Raw genomic sequence first — 23,469 nt, 5'->3', positions numbered from 1 at the left:
TGCAAGGGTAGTTGTTCGAACCGCTACGCGTCGGCAGACACGCGCTCGACCACGAAATCGATGCACCGGGTGAGGGCGGTCACGTCCTCCGGATCGATGGCCGGGAACATGCCGATGCGGAGCTGGTTGCGGCCCAGCTTGCGGTACGGCTCGGTATCGACGATGCCGTTCTCGCGCAGCGTCTTGGCCACGGCGGCGGCGTCGATCTTCTCGTCGAAGTCGATGGTGCCGACCACCTGGCTGCGCAGCGCCGGATCGGTGACGAAGGGCGTGGCGAACTCGCTGGCCTCGGCCCACTGGTACAGCCGATCACTGGAATCCTTGGTGCGGCCCACGGCCCAGTCCAGGCCGCCGTTGCCGTTGATCCACTCGATCTGGTTCGCGAACAGCAGCAGCGTCGCCAGCGCGGGGGTGTTGTAGGTCTGGTTCTTGCTCGAGTTGTCCACCGCGATGGGCAGCGAGAGGAACTCGGGGGTGTAGCGGCCCGAAGCCTTGATCTCCTCGACGCGCGCCAGGGCGGCGGGGCTCATGAGCGCGACCCAGAGGCCACCGTCGGCGGCGAAGCACTTCTGCGGCGCGAAGTAGTAGACGTCGGTGTCGGCGACGTTCACCGGCAGGCCGCCGGCACCCGAGGTGGCGTCGATCGCGATCAGCGCGTTCTCGCTGCCCGCGAGGCGGCTGATCGGCACCGCGACACCGGTCGAGGTCTCGTTGTGCGCCCAGCCGATGAGGTCGACCGACGGATCGGCGACCAGCTCCGGCGCGCTGCCCGGATCCGACGACACCACGATCGGGTCGCCGATGAACGGGTTGCCCTTGGCCACGGAGGCGAACTTGTTGGAGAACTCGCCGTAGGTGAAGTGCTGGCTGCGCTCGCGGATCAGGCCGAACGCGGCGGCGTCCCAGAAGGCGGTGGTGCCGCCGTTGCCGAGCACCACCTCGTAGCCCTCGGGGAGGCTGAACAGATCCTTGAGGCCGTCGCGCACGCGGCCCACCACGTCCTTGACCGGCTTCTGCCGGTGGCTGGTGCCGAACACCGAGGCGCCCGTATCGACGAGCGACTGCAGCTGCTCGGGACGGACCTTGGACGGGCCGCAGCCGAAGCGGCCGTCGACGGGCTTGAGCGCGGCGGGGATCTCGATCGTCATGCCCTAAATCCTAATGGTGTCCCACCCGGGTACCTCATCCGGCCGCCGGGCCGCGGGGCCGGTGTACTGGGCGGACGGTCGGATCAGCTTGTTGGACCGCTTCTGCTCCAGCACATGGGCGCACCAGCCGGCGGTCCGCGCGCAGGTGAACATCGCCGGCATCATCCGCACCGGGACGTTCGCGTAATCCAGGATCACCGCCGCCCAGAACTCCACGTTGGTCGAGATCGCCCGGTCGGGCCGGCGCTCGGCGAAGACCTGGTTGGCCTCGCGCTCCAGGGCGGCGGCGGCCTCGTAGCGGGGCGCGTCCAGATCCCGCGCCACCTCGCGGAGCACCGCGGCGCGCGGGTCCTCGGCGCGGTACACCCGGTGCCCGAAGCCCATGATCTTCTCGCCCCGGTCCAGGCGCGCGGTGACCACCGACCGCGGATCGTCGGTGCGCTCCACCTCGTCGAGCATCGGGAGCACGCGCGACGGTGCGCCGCCGTGCAGCGGGCCGGACAGTGCGCCCACCGCACCCGACAGTGCCGTCGAGGCGTCGGCCCCCGTCGACGCGATGACCCGCGCCGTCAGCGTCGACGTGTTGAGGCCGTGCTCGGCCGCGGCCACCCAGTAGGCGTCGATCGCCCGCACGTGATCGGGATCGGGTTCGCCGTGCCAGCGGGTCATGAATCGGTGCGTCACGGTGGGGGACCGGTCGATGATGTGCTGCGGCACCGCGGGCCGCTCCAGGCCGCGGGCCGATTGCGCGACGAAGCTCAGCGTCATCACCGAGGCGCGGGCCAGGTTCTCGCGGGCCGTGGCATCGTCGATGTCGAGCAGCGGTTCGAAGCCCCACAGCGGGCCGAGCATCGCGAGCCCGGCCTGCGCGTCCACGCGGACGTCGCCGCTGTGGATCGGCAGCGGAAAGGGCTCGGCCGCGGGCAGCGGGTTGCCCCACTCGCCGTCCACCAGCAGGCCCCACACCTCGGAGTAGGTGACGTGGTTGCGCACCAGATCGGCCACGTCCACGCCGCGGTAACGCAGCACCCCGCCGTCGCGGTCGGGTTCCGCGATCTCGGTGGTGAAGGCCACCACGCCCTCGAGACCGCCGGGAATGTCACTCGCCATGACGTCGACTCTAGTGAGTAGGTTGGCTCCGTGGACCTGAGTGCGATGCGTGAGAAGTACGACGGCGACGAAACCGACCTGGGGCCCGAGAGCCTGGAGGGCGGATGGGTGCCCGTGTTCCGGGCCTGGTTCGACGAGGCGGTGGCCGCCGGTGCGCCGGAGCCCAACGCGATGGTGCTCGCCACCGTCGACGAGACGGGGCTGCCCGCCACCCGCACCGTGCTGTGCAAGGGTCTCGACGAGCGCGGCGTGGTCTTCTACACCAACTACGGCTCCGACAAGGCGATCGCGATCGCGGTGAACCCGGTTGCCTCGGTGACCTTCCCGTGGATCGCCATCCACCGGCAGGTGCACGTGCGCGGCCGGGTGACGCGGGTGACGGCGGAGGAGACCGCGGAGTACTGGGCGCAGCGCCCCCGGGGCTCGCAGCTCGGGGCCTGGAGCTCCGATCAGTCCCGCCCGGTATCCGATCGTGCCGAGATGGCCCGCCGCTTCGCCGAGGTCGAGGCCCGCTTCGAGGGGCAGGACGTGCCGGTGCCCCCGGATTGGGGCGGCTACCGGATCACCCCGCAGGTGGTCGAGTTCTGGCAGGGCCGCGAGAACCGCGTGCACAACCGCGTCCGCCTCGTGGCCCCCGATTTCACCCCCGTCCGCCTCCAACCCTGACCCCTCCTTGACTTAACAGCGTTAGCCCACACCGTCTCCTGGGGATTCGCCTACACGTAACGCAGTTAAGTCACGGAAGGCGGCGCGGGCGGGCTACGGAGGGCGGCGCGGGGTGGGGCACCGAGGGTGCCGGGGTACGTCACAGCGGGAGCCGGGACGGCGGGGACGGTGGTGAGGACGCCGTACGATTTCCTGGTGCCGAGACTCCTCGCGGATACGCGACCGCTGCAGAACCCGGACTACCGGCGACTGTGGTGGACGGGCATCGTCACCGTGATCGGCGCGCAGCTGACCGCCGTCGCGGTCCCCGCGCAGATCTACGCGATCACGGGCTCGTCGGCCTACGTGGGCCTGACCGGCGTCTTCGGCCTGGTCCCGCTGGTAATCTTCGGCCTGTGGGGCGGCGCGATCGCCGACGCCCTGGACCGCCGGCTGGTGATCATCGGCACCACCCTCGGCCTCGCGGGCACCGCGCTGATGCTCGCCCTGCTGCCCGACAACGTGTGGCTGATCCTCGGCGCCTTCGCACTGCAACAGGCCTTCTTCGGCGTCAATCAGCCGACGCGCTCCGCGATCTACGCCAGGCTCGTCCCGCCGGAGCAGCTGCCGGCGGCGAATTCGCTCAACATGACCGTGATGCAGTTCGGCGCCATCGCCGGACCGATGCTGGGTGCGCCGCTGATCCCGGTGATCGGCGTGCACTGGCTGTACACGCTCGACGCCGCGAGCCTCATGGTCACGCTCTGGGCGGTGTGGAAGCTGCCGTCGATCAAGGCGGAGGACAAGGGGCAGTCGCTGGGGCTGAGTTCGGTGATCGACGGCTTCCGCTACCTCGCCGGGCACAAGGTGCTGCTCATGAGCTTCGTGGTGGACATCATCGCCATGGTCTTCGGCATGCCGCGCGCGCTGTTCCCGCAGATCGCGCACGAGAACTTCGGCGATCCCATCGAGGGCGGCTGGGTGTTCGGTGCGCTGTTCGCGGCGATGTCGGTGGGCGCGGTACTCGGCGGCGTGCTCTCGGGCTGGACCTCGCGGGTCTCCCGGCAGGGCCTGTCGGTGATCGTGATGATCGTGCTCTGGGGTGCCGCGATGGCGGGTTTCGGTGTGGCGGCGCACTTCAGCTGGCTCTGGGCGGCGCTGGTGCTGCTCGCCCTCGGCGGCGCAGCCGACATGTTCTCCGCGGCCTTCCGCACGACGATGCTGCAGGAGGCCGCGACCGACGATGTCCGCGGGCGCCTGCAGGGCGTCTTCACCGTGGTCGTGGCCGGTGGCCCCCGCATCGGCGATGCCTTGCACGGCGCCGCGGCCGCCTCGGCGGGTGCCGCGATGGCCGCGGCGGGCGGCGGCGTGCTGGTGATCGTGTTCACCGTGATCGCGGCGCTCGCCGTCCCGGCCTTCGTGCGGTACCGCGTGACCCGCTGACCTACGCTGTGGTCATGAAGGCGAACCGCGGAATCACTCTGGTACTGATGACTGTCGTCGCGCTGCTCGCGCTCAGCGGCTGCTCCCGATCCATCACCGGGACTGCGGTCGCCGCGCCGTCCACCCCCGGACAGTCCGTCTCCGACGGGGCCGTGAAGGTGGGCTCCGGCGGCCGCGAGATCACCATGTACGTCGACTTCCTGTGCCCCGCCTGCGCCAACCTGGAGAAGCGCGACGGCGCCGCCATCACCTCCGCGATCACGGCGGGAACGCTCACGGTGGCCTACCGGCCGATGGCCTTCCTCGACCGCCAGTCCGCGAGCGGCACCTACTCCTCGCGCGCGATCAAGGCCTTCGCGGCCACGGCGAAGGACTCCTCGCCCGTGATCACCCAGCGCTTCGTGACCGCACTGTTCGCCGCCCAGCCGCGCGAGGGCGGACCGTCGGACCTGACCGACCCGCAGATCGCCGACGTCGCCGCGAAGGCCGGGGTGCCCGCCGCGACCGTGGCCAAGATCCGCGACGGGAAGACCGGCGTCGACGCCGCGGCCATCGCCGCCGCGAACCTGAACTCCCTCAAGAGCATCGGCGGCACCGGCACGCCCACCGTGGTGAACAAGGGCACGAGGGTCGACCTCACCGACACCGGCTGGCTGCAGAAGGTGCTCGCCGGCTGACCTCAGATCGGGAAGCTCACCCCGGTGAGCTCCTCGGACACCTGCCACAGCCGCCGCTGCGCCGCGGCGTCGTAGGAGTACTGCGAGGACACGGTGACCTTCGGGTTGCCGCGCCGCTCGCCGCGCCCGTCGGGACCGAAGTACTGGCCGCCGAGCGCACCAGGATCGGTCGCGGCCCGCAGCTGCGGCAGCGCGCCGCTCGCCGCGTCCTGGTACATCGGCGTGGAGGCCATGATGATGCGCTGCAGGATGGGCGGCAGGTGCCGCCCCGCCTCGGTGTTGGCGACGCCCGGATGCGCCGCGAGGGCCACGGTGCCGCGCTCACCCCGCGCCCGCGCCTCGAGGCGGCGCTGCAAGGCGTAGTGGAACAACAGATTCGCGAGCTTGGCCTGTGTGTACGCCGCGACCTTCGGGTACGACCGCTCCCACTGCAGATCGCCGAAGTCGATCGCGCGGCGGTAGCGGTGCGAATCGCTCGCCACGGTGATCACCCGGGAGCCGGGCACGTCGAGTACCAGGTCGAGCACCTGCGCGGTCCAGGCGAAGTGCCCCAGATGCATGGTGCCGAACTGCAATTCGAAGCCATCGGCGGTGGTCTGCCGCTCCGGCGGGATCACGCCGGCGTTGTTGATCAGCAGGTCGATCCGGGGCGTGCTGGCGTGCAACTGCTGTGCCGAGTCGCGGATCGCGTCCAGCGAGCCCAGGTCCAGGCTGTGCAGCCGCACCGTGGCATTCGGTGCCGCGGCGGTGATCCGGCGCAGCGCATCCTCGCCACGCGCGGTGTCGCGGACCGCGAGCACCACCTCGGCGCCGTGCTGCGCGAGGACGCGCGCGGTCTCGAATCCGAGGCCGGTGTTGGCGCCGGTCACCACCGCGACCCGGCCGGTCTGGTCGGGTACGTCCCGTTCGGTCCACTTCGTCATGCCGCCTCCTGATCGTGTGCGACTGCAACACTAGGGGGTGGCGGCGCAGATCACACCGGGAACGTGACGCCGGTCAGTTCCTCCGATACCGACCACAGGCGGCGCTGCAGGTCGAGGTCGTAGGACTGAGCCGACGAGGCGACCACCTTCGGAGCGCCGCGCCGCTCGGCCAGGCCGTCGGGACCGTAGTACTGACCGCCCAGCGCGCCGGGATCGGTGGCGGCGCGCAGCTGCGAGAGCGCGCCGTTCGCCGCGTCGTGCGAGAACAGGGGAGCGGCCGCCTGCAGTCCCTGCAGCGCCTTCGGCAGGTTGCGCACCAGCTCGGTATCGGCGATGCCCGGGTGCGCCGCGATCGCGACGGTGCCGCGCTCGCCCCGGGCCCGTGCCTCCAGGCGGCGCTGCAGCTCGTAGTGGAACAGCAGGTTCGCGAGCGTGCTCTGGCCATAGGCCGCGACCCGCTCGTAGGAGCGTTCCCACTGCAGATCGTCGAAGTGGATCGCGGCGCGGATCCGGTGGGCCAGCGAGGCGACCGTGACCACGCGCGATCCGGGAACGTCGAGCAGCAGGTCGAGAACCTGTGCGGTCCAGGCGAAGTGGCCGAGGTGATTGGTGCCGAACTGCAGCTCGAAACCGTCGGAGGTGGTCTGCTTCGGCGGGTACATCACGCCGGCGTTGTTGATCAGCAGGTCGATCCGGGGCGTGCTCTCGCGCAGCTCCGCCGCCGCGGTGCGCACCGAGTCCAGGGAACCGAGGTCGAGGCGCTGCAGGCGCACCGTCGCACCGGGGGCCGTGGCGAGGATCCGCTGCCGTGCGGCCTCGCCCTTGCCGGTGTCGCGGACCGCGAGCACCACTTCGGCGCTGTGCTGCGCGAGAACGCGCGCCGTCTCGAATCCGAGGCCGGTGTTGGCACCGCTCACGACGGCGACGCGGCCCTCCTGGCTCGGCACGTCCCGCTCGGTCCAGTTGTTCGCCACGATGTCTCCTTCGGTTCCCGGCGATCGGCCGCCGGACTGCCCTCGACGGTAGGCCAGTGGGGCCGGGCGCGGGTTGCACGCGGTTGCGCCCGGGGCGCGAACGGCGCAACGCCCGTACTATTGCGCCCATGTCGGTGCAACCCGGGTTCACCATCGTCGGCGGCGGGTACACCGCCGAGATCGCGCGCACCGGCGGGGCCCTGCGCGGCCTACGGCGCGACGGTATCGCGCTCACCGAGGAGTGGCCGCTCGGCACGAAGCCGCCCGTCTCGGCGGGCGTCGTGCTCGCCCCGTGGCCCGGTCGCACCGAGGACGGCGTCTACGCCTTCGGCGGCGAGGTGCACCGGCTCACCGTGACCCACGAGGACACCGGCACCGCGAACCACGGGCTGGTCCGCGCCGTCGACTGGGACGACGTCGAGATCGCGACCGACGCCGTGACGCTGGCCGTCGACGTGGGGCGGCACCCGGGCTGGCCCTACGACCTGCACCTGCGCATCCGGTACTCCGTCGGTGCCGACGGCCTCGCCTGTGCCTTCGAGGCGCACAACACGGGCACCGTCGACCTGCCCTTCGTGGTGGGCTTCCACACCTACCTGCGCGTCGGTGAGACCCCGATCGACGAGTGCACCCTGGAACTGGGCGCGCGGCGCTGGCAGCCGCTCGACGAACGGCTGCTGCCCACCGGACCCACCCGCGCCACCGAGGGCACGATCTACGACTACACCGGGCCCGCACCGCTGGCCGGCGTGCAACTGGACACCCCGTTCACCGCCACCGACAACCGGTACACGCTGCGGGCGCCCGACGGACAGGTCGAGTTGTGGACCGATTCCCGTCTGCCCTGGGTGCAGGTGTTCACCGCCTCGGTCGAGGCCGCGCAGGGCTTCCTCGGGCACCCGCCGCAGCGGGCGCTGGCGGTCGAGCCGATGTCCGGTCCGGGCAACGCGCTGCACACCGGGACCGACGTGGCGACCATCTCTCCGGGCGGCTCCTGGGCCTGCTCGTGGGGCATCCGGTAGTGCGCGGAGTGGACGATCTGGCGACCCTGATTACGCGCCTGGCAGCGCGACCGCTAGGTTTCTACCCGGGTAGCCTTTTTATCAGCCGACTACAGCGAGGGGATACGAACATTGTCCACCGATGACAACACCGCGCCGGCGCAAGCTACGGTCACCTACCCCGGTGGCCAGATCGAACTGCCGATCGTGAAGGCGACCGAGGGCAGCGACGGCATCGCCCTCGGCAAGCTCCTCGCAGACACCGGTTACACGACCTTCGACGGTGGTTTCGTGAACACCGCATCGTGCAAGTCGGCCATCACGTACATCGACGGCAACGAGGGCATCCTGCGCTACCGCGGATACCCCATCGAGCAGCTGGCCGAGAAGTCCACCTTCATCGAGGTCAGCTACCTGCTGATCCACGGTGAGCTGCCGAGCCCGGAGCAGCTGGCCGAGTTCACCGCGAAGATCCAGCGGCACACCCTGCTGCACGAGGATCTCAAGCTCTTCTTCAACGGCTTCCCGCGCAACGCGCACCCGATGCCCGTCGTCTCCTCGGCGGTCAACGCGCTGTCGGCGTACTACCCGGACTCGCTGGATCACAACGATCCCGCCCAGGTGGAGCTCTCCACCATCCGCCTGCTGGCGAAGTTCCCCACCATCTGCGCCTACGCGTACAAGAAGTCGGTGGGACAGCCCTTCCTGTACCCGGACAACTCGCTGAGCCTGGTCGAGAACTTCCTGCGCATGACCTTCGGTTTCCCGGCCGAGCCCTACGAGGTCGACCCGGAGATCGTCAAGGCGCTCGACATGCTCCTCATCCTGCACGCCGATCACGAGCAGAACTGCTCGACGTCGACGGTGCGCCTGGTGGGCTCGTCGAACGCCAACCTGTTCACGTCGATCTCGGGCGGCATCAACGCCCTGTGGGGCCCGCTGCACGGCGGCGCCAACCAGGCCGTGCTGGAGATGCTCGACGACATCAAGGCCTCCGGTGGCGACACCAAGGACTTCATGAACAAGGTCAAGAACAAGCAGGACGGCGTGAAGCTCATGGGCTTCGGTCACCGGGTCTACAAGAACTACGACCCGCGTGCGGCCATCGTGAAGCAGACCGCGGACCGCATCTTCGAGCTGCTCGGCGTATCCGACGAGTTGCTCGACATCGCCAAGGGGCTCGAAGACGTCGCTCTGCACGACGACTACTTCATCGAGCGCAAGCTGTACCCGAACGTGGACTTCTACACCGGTCTGATCTACCGCGCGATGGGCTTCCCGACGCGCATGTTCACGGTGCTCTTCGCCCTCGGCCGCCTGCCCGGCTGGATCGCCCACTGGCGCGAGATGCACGAGGATCCGTCGACCAAGATCGGTCGGCCTCGGCAGATCTACACGGGCTACACCGCCCGTGACTACCCCGGTGCATGATGCCTCCGATCCGTCGGGACAACCTGCATCGCCTGATCAAGGGAGATGAATTGAGCAAGCCGGAGATCGAGTTCCCCGAGGGCCCCGCGCCCACCGAGCTCGTCATCAAGGACATCGTGGTCGGCGACGGCGCCGAGGCGCAGCCCGACAGCGTCGTGGACGTGCACTACCTGGGCGTGGAGTACGACTCGGGCGAGGAGTTCGATTCCTCGTGGAGCCGCGGCGAGTCGATCAACTTCCCGCTGCGCAGCCTCATCGCGGGCTGGCAGGAGGGCATCCCGGGCATGAAGGTCGGCGGCCGCCGCCAGCTGATCTGCCCGCCGTCGCTCGCCTACGGTCCCGCCGGTGGCGGTCACCGTCTGTCCGGCAAGACGCTGGTTTTCGTGATCGATCTGCTGGGCGTCAAGTAACTCGACGCCAGCCCGGCACGGGGCCTCGTCCCCGTGATGATCTGCTGGGCGTCAAGTAGCCCGACGTCCGCCCGGCACGAGCCCCGCACCGTTCGACGGTGCGGGGCTCTTGCGTATCAGCCCTCGGCCGCGGCGCGGGCCAGGGCGACGGTGGCCTGCCGCAGGTCCGCGGGGCCGTCGATCGGGGCGAGATAGCCCACCCGCGTCACCGACCAACCGCGCGGCGTGTCCACGCGGATGTCGAGGCCGTACCGGTCGGCCCGCTCGCAGCGCGCCGATGTGGCGTCCGGGTAGCCGCCGAACCGTCGGGCCATGTTGAGCAGGGCATCGGCGTGGTCGTCGTTGAGGTGGCGCACCGCGCCCGCCGCGTGCGGCGTCACCGGATCCGGTTCGGCGGCTGCGTAGTCCGCGCGCGACGCCGAGTCCATCCGGCCGTATCCACCCACCCAGCGCACCCGCTCCACGTCGAGCAGCCATAGCGTGAAGTCGCTGTAGTCGATGTAGTACTTCGCCGCGGGTACCGCGTTCAGGTGCGCCTCCCGGGCGGCGGCGAGTTCGTCGCCCTCCGGACGGAGGACGGTGCCGGCCAGGGTGATCCGCGCGTTCGCGAGCGGGTCCGACGGTGCGTCGGGCGCCACGATCGACAGGCTCGCGCGGGGGTCCCGGGCCAGGTTGCGGCCGTGCTCGGCCATGTGTGAGACGCACAGCACCGGGGCGCCGCCCAGCAGCCCGTAGGTCACCAGCGAGGCCCACGGCCCACCGTCCTCGGACAGGCTGCCGAGGGTGGCGGTGTTGGTGGCCGTGGCCACCGTGCGCGCCTCCTCGGCGGCGGAGGGGCGCCGCGGCTGCGTGACGTCCGTGAGGGGCGGGGCGATGGTGGGGGCGTCGCCCGGGTCGCCGTGGTCGCGTGTGGTCATGGCAGCAGCCTAGGGGCGGACGGCGCATCACCCCTCCGCCTGGCAAATTTCGGTTGACCGAAACTCTGTATTTGGATAGCCTTCGAGCGTGCTGACGGACGTGGATGTGCAGAAGGCCTCGCGGGTGCGGAAGGCGATGCTGTTGGGTCCGGCGTTCGTCGCCGCGATCGCCTACGTGGACCCGGGCAACGTGGCCGCGAACATCACGGCCGGCGCGCGGTACGGCTACCTGCTGGTGTGGGTGCTGGTGGTGGCCAACGTGATGGCGATGATGATCCAGTACCAGTCGGCGAAGCTGGGCGTGGTCACCGGGCGCTCGCTCCCGCAGATGCTGGGGGAGCGGCTGCCCCGTCGCGCCCGCCTCGCCTTCTGGGGGCAGGCGGAGATCGTGGCCGCGGCCACCGATGTGGCCGAGATCATCGGCGGCGCGCTCGCGCTCAACCTGCTGTTCGGGGTGCCGTTGGTGTGGGGCGGGCTCATCGTCGGCGTGATCTCGACGGTGCTGCTCACCCTCGCCGACGGCCGCCGTCAGTACCGGTTCGAGCTGGTCATCATCGCTCTGCTCGCGGTGATCGTGGTGGGATTCCTCGCGGGCCTGGTGGTGGCACCGCCGGACGCGGGCTCCTTCCTCGGCGGCCTCGTGCCGCGGCTGCAGGGCACGGAGACGGTCCTGCTGGCCGCCTCGATGCTCGGCGCCACCGTGATGCCGCACGCGATCTACCTGCATTCGGCTCTCGTCATCGACCGGCACGGCAAGCCCGGCGGTGCCGCCCGCGCGCGCCGTCTCATCCGGATCACCCGCATCGACGTGGTGATCGCGCTGGTCGTCGCCGGCGCCGTCAACATCGCCCTGCTCGTGCTGGCCGCCAGTGCCCTCTACGGACGCGAGGGCACCGATTCCATCGAGGGCGCGCACGCCGCGTTGCGCGACGCGCTCGGCCCGGCCGTCGCGGGCCTGTTCGCAGTGGGTCTGCTGGCCTCGGGCCTGGCGTCCACCTCGGTGGGGAGCTATGCCGGCGGCACCATCATGGCGGGGCTGCTGCACCGCCGGATCCCGGTGCTGGTGCGCCGCATGGTCACCATGGTCCCCGCGATCGGCGTACTCGCGATCGGCGTCTCACCGACCCAGGCGCTGGTCATCTCCCAGGTGGTGCTGAGCTTCGGCATCCCGTTCGCGCTGCTGCCACTGCGCCGGTACACGGGCGACCGCCGGATCATGGGCGAATTCACCGATGGTGCATTGCTGCGCTGGGCCTCCGCGGCGGCCGCCGCGCTGATCGTGGCGCTCAACGTGGCGTTGATCTACCTCACGGTGTCCGGCAAGGGGTAACGCCTGGATCTCCTTCGGTTTCCGTGGTTTAATCATCGCAAATCATGGAAGCAGGAATGCGGAGTTGATCCGCTGAGGTGGTCGGACGATGGCAGCACGCGGATTGGTGATGGCGCTGGTGGGCGTCACCGGTGCGCTCGCCGTCACCTGGACCCTGTTCGCCCCCACCGGGATCGATGAGGGCCGGGTCGAAGCCGGGACGCTCTCCGAGGTGGGCGCCGACCCCAGCGACCACCTCGACTGCGACGGCGGCCTCAAGGCCGAGGTCGGCTCCGCCCAGCACTGCACCCTCACCAGTGAGGGCGAGAAGTTCTCCGTCCGGCTGCGCGTCACCGGCGTCGACGGCGACAACGTGCGCTGGGACTCGGTGGTCGACGGTGACCCGCAGGCCGGGCGCCGCGTCACCACGGCCCAACTGGAGCGGCACACGAAGTACGTTCTGGCACAGCGCGGCCCGGTCGACACGGTGCGGTGCGACGGTGCGCTGCCCGCCACCGTCGGAGCCGTGCAGAAATGCGCCATGACCGACCGCGGCGTCAGCCGGCCCGTGCGGGCCACCGTCACCTCGGTGGAACCGCAGCGCGTGCAGTGGAGCGTCGTCGTCGGCTGATCAGCGGCGCGTGCCCAGGAACCGGTAGCGGTCCAGGCGCCGGCTGATCCGGATCGAATCGGGGATCAGCGCGAGCTCGGCGAGCGATTCGCGCACCGCCAGCCCCACCCGCCGGGAGAACTCGGTCGGCTCGTCGGCCGCGTCCGGGCGCTCGGGGATGATCCGGTCGATCACGCCGTCGGCGAGCAGATCGGCCGACCGGATCCGCTGCTTCGCCGCCATCTCCGGTGCGTGCTCGGTGTCGTGGTACATCACCGCGCTCGCCCCCTCCGGCGGCAGCGGGGCGAGCCAGGCGTGTTGCGCGCACAGCACGCGGTCGGCGGGCAGCATCGCCAGCGCTCCGCCGCCCGTGCCCTGCCCGAGCAGCACCGACACCGTCGGAACGCGGAGGGTCACCAGATCGGACAGGCTCCGTGCCACCTCGCCCGCGAGCCCGCCCTCCTCCGCCTCGGGCGACAGGGCGGCGCCCCAGGTGTCGATCACCAGCACCAGCGGCAGGCCGAGTTCGGCGGCCAGGCGCATGCCGCGCCGGGCAGCGCGCAGCGCCGCCGGACCGAGCAGGGGAGGAGTACCGGCCGAGTCCTCCTGACCGGCCCGGTGAACCGCGTTGTCCTGCCCGACGACGATGCACGGGAAGCCCTGCACCCGCGCGAGCGAGAGCAGCAGCGAGTGATCGGTCTCGCCCTCGCCGGTCCCGGACAGCGGCACCCGGTCGGTCGCGGCGTGCCGCAGGAAAGCGCGCACCCCGGGCCGCCCGGCCTCTCGGCTGATCCGCACCGAATCCCAGGCGGGGGTCCCTTCGCTCGCGGGCACCAGCGCTTTGCTCTCGCCCAGGTCGGGAGCGAGCGGATCGGCATCGGCGGTGCTCGACATCACCCGCAGCGCCCGATGCGCGAGCAGGCGCACGAACCGCAGCGGCACCACGCCGTCGATCAGCCCGTGCGCGAACAGGTTCTCCGCGGTCTGCACGCCCGCGGGGAAGGGTTCGCCGCGCACCGCCTCGTACACGCGCGGGCCGAGGAAACCGATTCGGGCGCCGGGCTCGGCGATGGTGATGTGCCCCAACGATCCCCACGACGCGAAGACGCCGCCCATCGTGGGATCGCGCAGGTACACCAGGTAGGGCAGACCGGACTGCTTGTGCAGGGTGACGGCGGCGGAGATCTTCACCATCTGCAGGAAGGCGACGGTGCCCTCCTGCATGCGGGTGCCGCCCGACGTGGGGGTCGCGAGGAGCGGCAGCCGCAGCGCCGTGGCGCGCTCGACCGCCGAGACGATCCGCTCGGCCGCCGCGACGCCGATCGAGCCGCCGAGAAAGGCGAAATCGCAGGCGATCAGGGCCACCCGTTGGCCGCGGATGCGGCCCTCGCCGGTGACCACGGCCTCGTCGTGGTGCGATTTCTCCCGCGCGCGCTGCAGCGCCGCCGCGTAGTCGGCGTCCGGATGCACGTCCACCAGCGGCCCGTCCCAGGAGGTGAACGTGCCGCGGTCGAGGACCGCGTCGATGAGGTCCTGCGCCGTGATCGCCATACCGACAGGTTAGCCACCGGGACCGTCGCGTTCGGATCGCAGAAGATTCTTTTCCTCGGAGTCGGAACAATCCCGGCGGCCGGTGTCGTTGGATCGAGGTATGACGGTTCCCGACATCACCCTCAATTCCGGCAAGACCATCCCCCAGCTCGGCTTCGGCGTGTGGCAGGTGTCCGACGACGGCGCCGAGGCCGCCGTCGCGGAGGCCCTGCGCGTGGGCTATCGCAGTATCGACACCGCGAAGGTGTACGAGAACGAGGCCGGCACCGGCCGCGCCATCGCCGCCTCCGGCCTGGACCGCGGCAATGTGTACCTCACCACCAAGCTGTGGAACTCGGACCAGGGCTTCGACGAGACGCTGCGCGCCTTCGACGCCTCGCTGGAGCGGCTCGGCACCGACTACGTCGATCTGTACCTGATCCACTGGCCCGTGCCCGAGTACGGCCGCGCCGTGGACACCTTCAAGGCCTTCCAGAAGATCCGCGACGAGGGCCGCGCGAAGTCGATCGGCGTGAGCAACTTCCGCGTCGAAGACCTGCAGCGCGTGATCGACGAGACCGGCGAGGCGCCGGCCGTCAACCAGATCGAGCTGCACCCCGGCCTGCCGCAGGACGAGCTGCGCGCCTTCCACGCCGAGCACGGCATCGCCACCGAGGCCTGGTCGCCGCTCGGCCAGGGCGAGTCGCTCGAAGACCCCACGATCGTGGAGATCGCGGCGGCGCACGGCGTGACCCCGGCGCAGGCGATCCTGCGCTGGCACTTGCAGCTGGGCAACGTGGTGATCCCGAAGTCGGTGACCCCGGCCCGCATCGCCGAGAACTTCGAGGTCTTCGGGTTCGAGCTGACGGCCGATGAGGTCGCGAGGATCACTGCGCTGCCGGGCCGCCGCATCGGTCCCGATCCGGCCGAGTTCAACCTCCGCTGATCTGGTCCCGGCGAGTGCGCCGGGACAGGCAGAAGGCGGCCGCCGCGACGGCGAGCAGGCCCGCACCCGCGAGTGCCGTGGTGCGCGGCCGGTCGTCGCGCGGTGGCGGCGCCGGCAGGTCGAGGCTCCCGGCCCTGGTGGCCCCGTCGGGCAGGTCCGCGGTGAGTGCCGCGACCGGGTCGACGATGCCCGCGCCCAGCGCCCCGGCAGGCAATGCGGCGGCGTCGCGGGCGGTGGACAGGATCCGGGCCCGCACCTGGGCCGCGGTGAGCTGCGGGAAGCGGGCGCGTACCAGCGCGGCGACGCCGGCCACGTAGGGCGCGGCGAAGCTGGTCCCCGCGAGCGGGGTGATGCCCTCGCGGGTGGTCTGGCCGTTCACCAGCCCGCCGCCGCGCGGTTCGAGCGTGGTGACATCGGTGCCCGGTGCGGCGACGGCCACCCACGGTCCGGCGAGGGAGAACGAGGCCGCGCGGCCGTCCGGTTCGGTGGCCGCCACGGTGATCACGTGTTCGGAGAACCGGGCCGGGGACGCGACGGTGACCGGTGATCCGGGTGTCTCGTTCTGCGCCGAGCACGCGCCGTCGCGTCCCACGTTGCCCGCGGAGGCCACCACGACCACGTTGCGGTCGAAGGCGAAACGCACGGCGCGGCTGAGCGCATCGTCGCCCAGGTTCGTTCCCGCGCCGCCGCAGGCCACCTCGGAGATGTTGATGACGGTGGCGCCCAGATCGACCGCGCGGGTCACGGCGTAGGCCATCGTGGTCACGTTCCCGTGGCTGTTGGCGCCGCGGTCCTTGGGCTCGAAGGCCTGGCTGGCCTGCCGGATCGCGATGATCGACGCACCGGGAGCGACGCCGACGAAGGCATCGCCCGGTGCCGGCCGCGCCGCGATGATGCCCGCCACCGCGGTGCCGTGCGCATCGCAATCGTCGCGGCCGTCGCCCGAGGAGACGTAATCGCCGCCGGGGATCACCTCGCCTAGCCGCGGGTGCGGTGTGACCCCGGTGTCGATCACCGCCACCTTCTGGCCCTCGCCGCGGGTGAACTTCCACGCCTGGTCGTAGCGCAGCGAGCGCAGCGCGTGATCGGCACGGGTGTAATCGGTCCCGGGCACGGTCTTGAGGGTGTGGCACTGCGTCTTCTGCACGGTCGGAGCGAGCGGGGCGATGGGGCCCCGCGGCGCACCGTCGGGCGGTGGATCGGAGGCGGGCGGCGCGGCGCCGGCCGGGGCTCCGACGGCCACCAGCAATCCCGCGGTCGCGATCCCGACGAGCGCGCGCCGCATCACAGGTTCCGGACGGTGGCGTACACGTCCCACACCCACCCGAGCAGCGGTCCCGCAGCCGCGATGGTCAGGTACTCACCGAGTTCCGCGAACCGCCGCTGGATGGGACTGAAGGTGATGCGAGGCGCGCCCACGCCGCAGGCCACGGCCAGTCCGGCGATCGCGGCGAGCGTCACCAGGCCCAGCACCGGCCACACGCCGTAGCCCCACGCCAGGCTGGTCGCCGTGCCGATCGCCACCGCGCTGCCGCCGAGGATCACCGAACCGGCCTGAACCGGATCGCCGTGGGTGCGACCGCGGAGGCAGTACGCGATCGCGATCACGGCGGCGAAAGCGATGTGGTGCAAGGGGAGTTCGCGCGCCACCGCTCCCACGAGCAGCGCGGCGATCGACCCGGCCGCCGCGGCGCCCACGGTGATCCCGGAGCACACCTGCTGCGCGTACCCGGTGCGCGGCGGCGCCCCGGCCTCCTCGCTCAGGCCGACAGCGACGGCGCCGACCCCCGCGACGGTGGGCGGCGGCTCGTCGTCGATCGGATCGATCCGTTCGCCCGCGGCGGGCACCTTCGGCAGCGGCAGTCGCGCGACCGATGCGCCGATCCGGGCGGCGAAGGTGATCACGATGTACGCGGCCACGGCCACGGTCGCGGCGATCGCAGCGCGGCGACCGGGCAGCCACAGCGCCGTGAACAGGGCGGGCGCCACCACCGCGGCGGCGGTGATGACGGCGATGTGCACCACCGTTCCGCGGCCGGTGATGCGCAGCGCGACAACGGCGGTCACCGCGGCGGCGACCACCCCGAGCAGGGCGTGCGGGGCGCCGTAGCGGCCGTCCACCCCGAGGGGGACGGCGAGCACACCGGCGGTGGCGGCGAGCACCGTGGCGCAGCTCGCCAGGGCGGTGGGCACGGGCCCCGAGCCGGTGAGGCGTCGCACCGAGGTACCGGCACCGACCAGGAGCAGGAGCGCGGCGCCCGCGGTCCACAGCAGCGCGAAGACACCGTCCACCGCGGGGCGGGCGCCGGATTCCCCGCGCGGCCCGAGGCCGAGGCGCAGGCTCACCGCGGCGGTGGCGAGCGTGGCACCGGCCAGCACGATCAGGCCCACGATCATCGCGGCGCGCTCGTTCCACCGGGTACCGGTCGCGAGATCGCCCGCCGCGGTGTCGAAGACGTCGTCGAACACGGCGGGCGGCGGCGCGGCCTCCGCGACGAACAGCACCAGCAGGTCGCCCTCGGTGATGCCCGCATCCGCGGGCGTCTGCGGCCCGGGCAGCGGCTCGCCGCCCACCGGTGCCAGCCGCCACGGCCGGGCCCATGCGGCTTCCGCGGTGCCCGAGATGCGATCGCCGAAGAGCCGGATCAGCTCCGGGATCAACACCTCGGTCGGTGTCTGCAAGGGCAGTGAGACATCGACCTGCGCGCCCCCGCACAGCACCGACACGCGGCTCAGCCGCGCAACCTCTGTCTCCGTGCCCTCCACCAGATCGGTCATAGCGTCCCCCTCGCATGCCGTTCTCCAGGCCCGCGACCGGGCCCGATGTCAATTAGACGCACGAGCGGGCCGATCGGTTCCACTTCCGACGAAGTTCGTCGAAGGGCTCGACGGCGGCGGCCCGGCAGTGCACAGTGGTGGCACGACGGCGCGTGGGGGCGCGCCGCAGGTGTGTGGGGGAGGCCGTTCGTGGCTGACGTGGTGTTCGAGCCGGTCACCGAGGGATTCGCGCGCAAGCAGCGCCTGGCGCCGCCGCGTGCGCCGGGGGGCGAGGTGGCGCTGCAGGCACCGCCCGAGGTGCCGCGCGCCGTGCCGGGCGGCCTGCTGGGCAAGCTGCTGCCGGTGGTGATGGTGGTGGCCGTCATCGGCATGGTGGCGCTGATGTTCACCTCGGGCAGCACCATGATGCAGAACCCGTTCATGATGATGTTCCCGCTGATGATGCTGATGTCGATGGCCGGCATGTACGGCATGAACGGCAATCGCAACGGGCCCAACGCCGCCGAGCTCAACGAGGACCGCAAGGACTATCTGCGGTACCTGGGGCAGGTGCGCGGTCAGGTGGAACGCACCCGCGGTGAGCAGCGCGCCGCGCTCGAGTGGATCCATCCCGATCCCGCCGCGCTCGCGGGGTGCGTCGGCACCCGCCGGATGTGGGAGCGCCGGCCCAGCGACCCCGATTTCCTGCACGTACGGGTCGGCATCGGGAGCCAGCGGCTGGCCACCCGGCTGGTGCCGCCGGAGACCGGCCCGCTCGAAGACCTCGAACCGGTGTCGACGGTGGCGCTGCGCCGGTTCGTGCGCCGCAACGCGGCGGTGCCGGGGCTCCCGGTGGCGGTGGCCCTGCGCGGTTTCCCCGCGGTCGGGGTCGACGGTCCGCGCGCCGCGGCCTACGACGCGGTGCGCGCCGTGTTGCTGAGCCTGGTGACGCTGCACGGTCCCGATCACGTGCGGATCGCGGTCGCCACCGACGATGCGGAATCCGCCGAGTGGTCCTGGCTCAAGTGGCTGCCGCACGCGGCGCACCCCACGGCATCCGACGCGCTGGGGCCGATCCGGTTGATCTTCGGCTCCGCGGCCGAGCTGGAGGACTCCATCGGGCCCGACCTCGCGGATCGCGGTGCCTTCGCCCGCGCCACCCCGGTGGACCCCACCCGGGTGCACCACGTGATCGTGCTCGACCGCGGCATCGTGGTCACCCCCGGTGGCCCGCTCGACGCCGCCGTCGGCATCGACGGCGTCACCCTCATCGACCTGAGCCCCGAACCCGGGGCGCTCGCCACCCGCAGTGGCCTGCAACTGGTGGTCGACGAGAGCGACCGGCTCGGGGCCCGCAGCGCCGCGGGGGTCGAGTTCTTCGCCCGCCCGGACTCGGTGACAGCGGGCGGCGCACAGGTGACCGCGCGCCGGATCGGCCGCTACCGGCCGGCATCGGTGGCGCAGCTCGTCGACTTCGACGCCGACGCGGGTCCCGGCGATCCGGGGCTTCCTGCGCTGATCGGGCTGTCCGACGCCGCGGCCGTGAGCCCCGAGACCGCGTGGCGCCCGCGCACCGCGCGGGAGCGGCTGCGCGTGCCGATCGGTGTGGGGCCGCGCGGCGAGCCGGTGGAACTGGACCTGAAGGAGGCGGCCGAGAACGGGATGGGCCCGCACGGGCTGTGCATCGGCGCCACGGGTTCCGGAAAGAGTGAATTCCTGCGGACGCTGGTGCTGTCGATGGTGGCCACGCACCCGCCGGAGGCGCTCAACCTGGTGCTGGTCGACTTCAAGGGCGGCGCCACCTTCCTCGGGCTCGAATCGCTCAACCACGTGGCGGCGGTGATCACCAACCTCGAAGAGGAGATCGCCATGGTCGACCGCATGCGCGATGCGCTGTCGGGCGAGATGAACCGCCGCCAGGAGCTGCTGCGCCGGGCGGGCAACTTCGCGAACGTCGGCGAGTACGAGAAGGCCCGCCGGGCGGGAGCCCCGCTGGACCCGATGCCCGCGCTCGTGGTGATCGTCGACGAGTTCTCCGAACTGCTCTCGCAGAAACCGGATTTCGCCGAGCTGTTCGTGGCCATCGGCCGCCTCGGCCGGTCGCTGCACATCCACCTGCTGCTCGCCTCGCAGCGGCTCGAGGAGGGCAAGCTGCGCGGCCTGGACTCGCACCTGTCCTACCGGATCGGCCTGAAGACCTTCTCGGCCAGCGAATCCCGCGCGGTACTGGGCGTTCCCGATGCCTATCAGCTGCCCTCCACGCCGGGCGCGGGATACCTCAAGTTCGACGCCGATCCGCCCCGCCGGTTCCATGCCAGCTACGTCTCCGGCGAGTACGTACCGCCGCAGGTGGCGGTGGCCGGCACCGCACGCTTCGGCTCCAGCGCCGCCGCAGGGCCGGTGCGGCTGTTCGGGATCGAGCCGGTCCCGGTGGAGCAGCCGCAGCGCACGGGCCTACCCGACGGGCTCATGCGCATCCCGGCGCAGCCCGGCGATCCGGCGCCGAAGCGCGAGCCCGTCGGCTCGGGGATGTCCGTGCTGCAGACCATGGTCGGCAAGCTCTCCGGCCACGGCCTCCCGGCGCACGAGGTGTGGCTGCCGCCGCTCGACGAGTCGTCGGCCGTCGGCGAGCTGGCGGAGCACCTGCGCCGCGTCGACCAGACGCCCCTGCGGGTGGCCGTCGGCATCGTCGACCGGCCGTACGATCAGCGCCGTGACCTGCTGGTGGTGGACCTGTTCGGCGCCCAGGGCAACGTGGCGGTGGTGGGCGGCCCGCAGTCGGGTAAGTCGACCGCGCTGCGCACACTGATCCTGTCGTCGTCGCTCACGCACACCCCGCGGCAGGTGCAGTTCTACGTGCTCGACTTCGGTGGCGGTTCGCTCGCGGGCCTGTCCGGCCTGCCGCACGTGGGCTCCGTCGCCGGACGGCTCGATCCGGACCGGGTCCGGCGCACCGTCGCCGAGGTCACCTCCGTGATCCGGCGGCGGGAGGCGGCCTTCCGTGAGCACGGCGTGGAGTCGATGGCGCAGTACCGCGACCATCCTGCGGCGCAGCGCGATCCGTTCGGTGACGTCTTCCTCGTGATCGACGGTTGGCAGGTGTTGCGCACCGAGTTCGAGGCCCTGGAGCCGCAGGTGAACGCGATCGCCGCGCAGGGACTCTCGTACGGCGTGCACCTGGTGATCGCCGCGTCGCGGTGGGGCGAGGTGCGCCCGGCGGTCAAGGACCAGCTGGGTACGCGGATCGAGCTGCGGCTCGGCGACCCGATGGACTCGGAGATGGGACGCCGCGTGGCCTCCCTCGTCCCGGTCGGGCGTCCCGGTCGCGGCCTCACGTCCGAGCAGTTGCACATGCTGGTCGCGTTGCCTTGCGGCGCACCGTCCGAGGACGTGCCGGTGGCGCAGGCCGCCGCGGTGGCCGAGATCGCCGCACAGTACGAGGAGCGCGCGCCCGAGGTGCGGATGCTGCCGGAACGGGTGCAGCTGGACCGGATTCCGGCGCGGCGCGGCGCACCGTCGACGCACGCCGTCCTCGGTATCGGCGAGTCCGAGCTGGCCGCGGCCACCCTGCAGTTCGAGTCGCAGCCCTTCTTCCTCATGCTCGGCGAGACCGAGTGCGGTAAGACGGAGGCCCTGCGCACCCTGATGACCTCGCTGATCGCGGCCGGCACGCCGAAGCAGACGAAGATCCTGCTGGTGGACTACCGCCGCACGCTGCTCGGCGCGGTGGAGGGCGAGCACCTCGCCGGTTACGCCTCGACCGCGGAGACGTTGACCACCTTGGTGAACCAGCTCGCCGAGGTGCTCAAGGGACGCTGCCCGGGGCCGGACGTCACCCCGCAGCAGCTCAAGGAGCGTTCGTGGTGGACCGGTCCCGATGTCTACCTGGTGATCGACGACTACGACCTGGTCGCCGGCCCGGCGGGCAACCCGCTCAGCCCGCTGATGGACCTGCTGCCGCAGGCCCGCGATGTGGGCTTGAAGGTGGTGATCGCCCGGCGCAGTGGTGGTCTCGCGCGCGGCATGTTCGAGCCCTTCCTCGCCCGGGTCCGCGACCTCGGTGCCGATGGCCTGGTGATGAGCGGTTCCCGCGACGAGGGCACGGTGCTCGGCTCGGTGCGGATGAGCCAGATGCCGCCCGGCCGCGGCACCTGGGTCTCCCGCGCCCGGGGCACCGAGCTCATTCAGGTGGCCATGGTGCACCCGGACGAGGAGGCCTAGTTGCCCTGTTCGGCGCTGGGCGCGCCCCATTCGTCGTCGGGCTGGATCAGCCGGATCCGGGAGCGGTCGCGCTCCATGAACCGGCGCTCGTAGACACCTTCGACACGCTTGCCGTCGACGGTGGCCGAGACGTACAGCCGTTCGCCGTCCAGCCGGGTGGTCAGGGGCAGCGGCGCATCGCCCTTCTTCTTACGGAGTTCGAGCACGTCGCCCTTCTGCTCGGTGAGCCATGCGGTGGTGTAGCCGGACACCTCCTGGGTGACCACGCTGTCGTAGCCGGTGCTGAACATCTTCAGGGTGGCGTTGTCGGCGTTGCCGCGCAGAGTGATCGCGAGATTCGGCCACGGGGCGGGCCCGCGGTCGGTGAGCGCCGCGGGCCGCCCGTCGATGGTGAACGACGTGGCCCGCCAGGTTCCGTCCAGGTCCGAGCGGGGCGTGTGGATCACGTAGTACAGCACGCCGCCCTGCACGATGCCGGTGATCAGGACGAACGCGGTCATGATCGATTTCAGCGAATAGCCGGTGACGCGCACCCACTTCCGCTGCGCTCCGGCGACGGGCAGCGCGGGCACCGGGTGTGCGCCGTCCCGGTTGAAGGCCACCAGCAGCAGCGGCCGCCAGTACCGGGCGGTGAGGGCGACGGCGATCACCAGCAGCTCCCAGGCCACCAGTTTCACCGGCACGTCGTAGAACAGGTCGAGGATCGCGACCTGCGTGGTCGCGACGATCGCCACGATCGAGCCGACCAGGGCGGTCCGGCGGAACAGCAGCAGCAAGCCCGCGGCGAGCTCGATCAGCCCGGTCACGATCGAGTAGCCGTCCGAGGCTCCCATGAATCCCCACAGCGTGTTGAACAGGCTGGTGTCGCCGGTGAGCTGGAGCTGATGCGCCGGCAGCTGCATGAAGCCCATCTGGGTGGGGATCGCTTTGGCGAAGCCGTAGTAGAGCATCGAGATCGCCAGGCCGTACCGCGCGAAGATCTCCAGGAGCCCGCCCAGCGATCGGTAGTTCGGGCGATCGCTCTTCCGGGCGAGCGCCGTCCAGACCGCGACGATCACCAGGCTCACCAGGATCCAGCCGAGGTGCATGCACCACATCCACATCTGATCGCCGCCCGAGGCGAGCACCACGTCCACGCCCTCACCGCGGACGGCGTAGCTGCCGATCTGGGCCAGGGCCCACCAGATTCCGGTGACGTACCAGAGGGATCCGAGTCCGATGTTGCCGTACACCGACAGCAGCAGGAGTCCGCCGCCGGTCACGAACAGCAGCCGGAAGGCGACCTTCTGGCCGTCCGTCCAGCGGGGCTCCGGCGTGGCCGCGTCGGTGTCGGCGACGGGCGGCGCGGGATTCTCGGGTGCGGTCATATCTGAAGGGTAGGGATCGTTCACCACATCTCCTAGTGACAGTTGTCATC

Annotated in this window: 19 protein-coding genes; 10 read left to right on the top strand and 9 right to left on the bottom strand. The window is 71.3% G+C overall.

Annotation, left to right across the window (positions count from 1 at the left end; genetic code table 11):
• Positions 1-23: 23 nt before the first annotated feature.
• Both serC and ABD108_RS03770 read right to left on the bottom strand, forming a co-directional pair.
• Positions 24-1,148, bottom strand: coding sequence for a phosphoserine transaminase (gene serC, locus ABD108_RS03775; protein ID WP_343929411.1), 1,125 nt, complete (start codon positions 1,146-1,148; stop codon positions 24-26).
• Positions 1,149-1,151: 3 nt separating this feature from the next.
• Complete coding sequence (locus ABD108_RS03770; protein WP_220656452.1) at positions 1,152-2,258, bottom strand: citrate synthase 2; 1,107 nt, start codon at positions 2,256-2,258, stop codon at positions 1,152-1,154.
• Between the two features lie 45 nt (positions 2,259-2,303).
• On the opposite strand from ABD108_RS03770, the gene pdxH reads away from it, so the two are divergent.
• From pdxH to ABD108_RS03755, 3 genes are all read left to right on the top strand, one after another.
• Positions 2,304-2,924 (top strand): pyridoxamine 5'-phosphate oxidase, encoded by a 621-nt coding sequence (gene pdxH / locus ABD108_RS03765; RefSeq protein WP_220658455.1) that lies wholly within the window; start codon positions 2,304-2,306, stop codon positions 2,922-2,924.
• Between the two features lie 195 nt (positions 2,925-3,119).
• Entirely contained in the window at positions 3,120-4,346 is a 1,227-nt protein-coding gene (locus tag ABD108_RS03760; RefSeq protein ID WP_343929410.1) for an MFS transporter, read from the top strand.
• Between the two features lie 47 nt (positions 4,347-4,393).
• On the top strand, positions 4,394-5,023 hold the full coding sequence (locus ABD108_RS03755) for a DsbA family protein (protein ID WP_343929409.1): 630 nt from the start codon (positions 4,394-4,396) through the stop codon (positions 5,021-5,023).
• A 2-nt stretch (positions 5,024-5,025) separates the two neighbouring features.
• Here the strand turns inward: ABD108_RS03755 and ABD108_RS03750 are convergent, their stop codons facing one another.
• Together ABD108_RS03750 and ABD108_RS03745 are read right to left on the bottom strand one after the other, a co-directional pair.
• Complete coding sequence (locus tag ABD108_RS03750; RefSeq protein WP_343929408.1) at positions 5,026-5,946, bottom strand: SDR family NAD(P)-dependent oxidoreductase; 921 nt, start codon at positions 5,944-5,946, stop codon at positions 5,026-5,028.
• Positions 5,947-5,996: 50 nt separating this feature from the next.
• Positions 5,997-6,920 carry an SDR family NAD(P)-dependent oxidoreductase gene (locus ABD108_RS03745; RefSeq protein WP_343929407.1) on the bottom strand — a complete coding sequence of 308 codons (924 nt, stop codon included), beginning with the start codon at positions 6,918-6,920 and terminating at the stop codon, positions 5,997-5,999.
• A gap of 128 nt (positions 6,921-7,048) precedes the next feature.
• Here ABD108_RS03745 and ABD108_RS03740 point away from each other — a divergent pair, with 128 nt between their 5' ends.
• The 3 genes from ABD108_RS03740 to ABD108_RS03730 all read left to right on the top strand — a co-directional run bounded on the left by ABD108_RS03740 (position 7,049) and on the right by ABD108_RS03730 (position 9,762).
• Positions 7,049-7,942: an aldose 1-epimerase family protein gene (locus tag ABD108_RS03740; RefSeq protein ID WP_343929406.1), complete on the top strand. Its 894-nt coding sequence runs from the start codon at positions 7,049-7,051 to the stop codon at positions 7,940-7,942.
• A gap of 111 nt (positions 7,943-8,053) precedes the next feature.
• Positions 8,054-9,352 carry a citrate synthase gene (locus ABD108_RS03735; protein ID WP_220656446.1) on the top strand — a complete coding sequence of 433 codons (1,299 nt, stop codon included), beginning with the start codon at positions 8,054-8,056 and terminating at the stop codon, positions 9,350-9,352.
• Positions 9,349-9,762 carry an FKBP-type peptidyl-prolyl cis-trans isomerase gene (locus ABD108_RS03730; RefSeq protein WP_343929404.1) on the top strand — a complete coding sequence of 138 codons (414 nt, stop codon included), beginning with the start codon at positions 9,349-9,351 and terminating at the stop codon, positions 9,760-9,762. Before ABD108_RS03735 ends, ABD108_RS03730 begins: the two co-directional genes overlap by 4 nt.
• Before the next feature lie 116 nt (positions 9,763-9,878).
• Here ABD108_RS03730 and ABD108_RS03725 read toward each other — a convergent pair whose 3' ends face one another.
• A complete protein-coding gene (locus ABD108_RS03725) occupies positions 9,879-10,679 on the bottom strand; it encodes a HugZ family pyridoxamine 5'-phosphate oxidase (RefSeq protein WP_343929402.1) in 801 nt (266 codons plus the stop codon).
• Between the two features lie 88 nt (positions 10,680-10,767).
• Between ABD108_RS03725 and ABD108_RS03720 the strand changes: the two genes are divergently transcribed.
• Both ABD108_RS03720 and ABD108_RS03715 read left to right on the top strand, forming a co-directional pair.
• Positions 10,768-12,009 carry an Nramp family divalent metal transporter gene (locus ABD108_RS03720; protein WP_343929400.1) on the top strand — a complete coding sequence of 414 codons (1,242 nt, stop codon included), beginning with the start codon at positions 10,768-10,770 and terminating at the stop codon, positions 12,007-12,009.
• 88 nt (positions 12,010-12,097) lie between these two features.
• The gene (locus ABD108_RS03715; RefSeq protein ID WP_343929398.1) at positions 12,098-12,619 is read left to right on the top strand and encodes a DUF4333 domain-containing protein; all 522 of its coding nucleotides are present in this window, start codon (positions 12,098-12,100) and stop codon (positions 12,617-12,619) included.
• On the opposite strand, the gene ABD108_RS03710 is transcribed toward ABD108_RS03715, so the two are convergent.
• A complete protein-coding gene (locus ABD108_RS03710) occupies positions 12,620-14,149 on the bottom strand; it encodes a carboxyl transferase domain-containing protein (protein WP_343929396.1) in 1,530 nt (509 codons plus the stop codon). It lies immediately after the preceding gene.
• Positions 14,150-14,264: 115 nt separating this feature from the next.
• Here ABD108_RS03710 and ABD108_RS03705 point away from each other — a divergent pair, with 115 nt between their 5' ends.
• Positions 14,265-15,074, top strand: coding sequence for an aldo/keto reductase (locus ABD108_RS03705; RefSeq protein WP_343929701.1), 810 nt, complete (start codon positions 14,265-14,267; stop codon positions 15,072-15,074).
• On the opposite strand, the gene mycP is transcribed toward ABD108_RS03705, so the two are convergent.
• Together mycP and eccD are read right to left on the bottom strand one after the other, a co-directional pair.
• Positions 15,061-16,359, bottom strand: a complete 1,299-nt coding sequence (gene mycP / locus ABD108_RS03700) for a type VII secretion-associated serine protease mycosin (RefSeq protein WP_305110064.1) — start codon at positions 16,357-16,359, stop codon at positions 15,061-15,063. The genes ABD108_RS03705 and mycP overlap by 14 nt on opposite strands.
• Positions 16,359-17,852: a type VII secretion integral membrane protein EccD gene (gene eccD / locus ABD108_RS03695; RefSeq protein ID WP_343929394.1), complete on the bottom strand. Its 1,494-nt coding sequence runs from the start codon at positions 17,850-17,852 to the stop codon at positions 16,359-16,361. The genes mycP and eccD overlap by 1 nt, the downstream gene beginning before the upstream one ends.
• Positions 17,853-18,041: 189 nt before the next feature.
• Here eccD and eccCa point away from each other — a divergent pair, with 189 nt between their 5' ends.
• Positions 18,042-22,052, top strand: a complete 4,011-nt coding sequence (gene eccCa, locus ABD108_RS03690; RefSeq protein ID WP_343929392.1) for a type VII secretion protein EccCa — start codon at positions 18,042-18,044, stop codon at positions 22,050-22,052.
• On the opposite strand, the gene ABD108_RS03685 is transcribed toward eccCa, so the two are convergent.
• Positions 22,049-23,419: a hypothetical protein gene (locus ABD108_RS03685; protein ID WP_343929390.1), complete on the bottom strand. Its 1,371-nt coding sequence runs from the start codon at positions 23,417-23,419 to the stop codon at positions 22,049-22,051. The genes eccCa and ABD108_RS03685 overlap by 4 nt on opposite strands.
• Positions 23,420-23,469: the final 50 nt, after the last annotated feature.

It is taken from the genome of Tsukamurella strandjordii, from assembly GCF_039525985.1.
Lineage (GTDB): Bacteria > Actinomycetota > Actinomycetes > Mycobacteriales > Mycobacteriaceae > Tsukamurella > Tsukamurella strandjordii.
This window is presented reverse-complemented; position numbering and strand designations above follow the sequence as displayed.

Bases quoted from the DNA above. Each gene is read 5' to 3' on its own strand.
- serC (WP_343929411.1), bottom strand. From the start codon at position 1,148: ATGACGATCGAGATCCCCGCCGCGCTCAAGCCCGTCGACGGCCGCTTC.
- ABD108_RS03770 (WP_220656452.1), bottom strand. From the start codon at position 2,258: ATGGCGAGTGACATTCCCGGCGGTCTCGAGGGCGTGGTGGCCTTCACC.
- pdxH (WP_220658455.1), top strand. From the start codon at position 2,304: ATGCGTGAGAAGTACGACGGCGACGAAACCGACCTGGGGCCCGAGAGC.
- ABD108_RS03755 (WP_343929409.1), top strand. From the start codon at position 4,394: ATGACTGTCGTCGCGCTGCTCGCGCTCAGCGGCTGCTCCCGATCCATC.
- ABD108_RS03750 (WP_343929408.1), bottom strand. From the start codon at position 5,946: ATGACGAAGTGGACCGAACGGGACGTACCCGACCAGACCGGCCGGGTC.
- ABD108_RS03740 (WP_343929406.1), top strand. From the start codon at position 7,049: ATGTCGGTGCAACCCGGGTTCACCATCGTCGGCGGCGGGTACACCGCC.
- ABD108_RS03730 (WP_343929404.1), top strand. From the start codon at position 9,349: ATGATGCCTCCGATCCGTCGGGACAACCTGCATCGCCTGATCAAGGGA.
- ABD108_RS03725 (WP_343929402.1), bottom strand. From the start codon at position 10,679: ATGACCACACGCGACCACGGCGACCCGGGCGACGCCCCCACCATCGCC.
- ABD108_RS03715 (WP_343929398.1), top strand. From the start codon at position 12,098: ATGGCAGCACGCGGATTGGTGATGGCGCTGGTGGGCGTCACCGGTGCG.
- ABD108_RS03710 (WP_343929396.1), bottom strand. From the start codon at position 14,149: ATGGCGATCACGGCGCAGGACCTCATCGACGCGGTCCTCGACCGCGGC.
- mycP (WP_305110064.1), bottom strand. From the start codon at position 16,359: ATGCGGCGCGCGCTCGTCGGGATCGCGACCGCGGGATTGCTGGTGGCC.
- eccD (WP_343929394.1), bottom strand. From the start codon at position 17,852: ATGACCGATCTGGTGGAGGGCACGGAGACAGAGGTTGCGCGGCTGAGC.
- ABD108_RS03685 (WP_343929390.1), bottom strand. From the start codon at position 23,419: ATGACCGCACCCGAGAATCCCGCGCCGCCCGTCGCCGACACCGACGCG.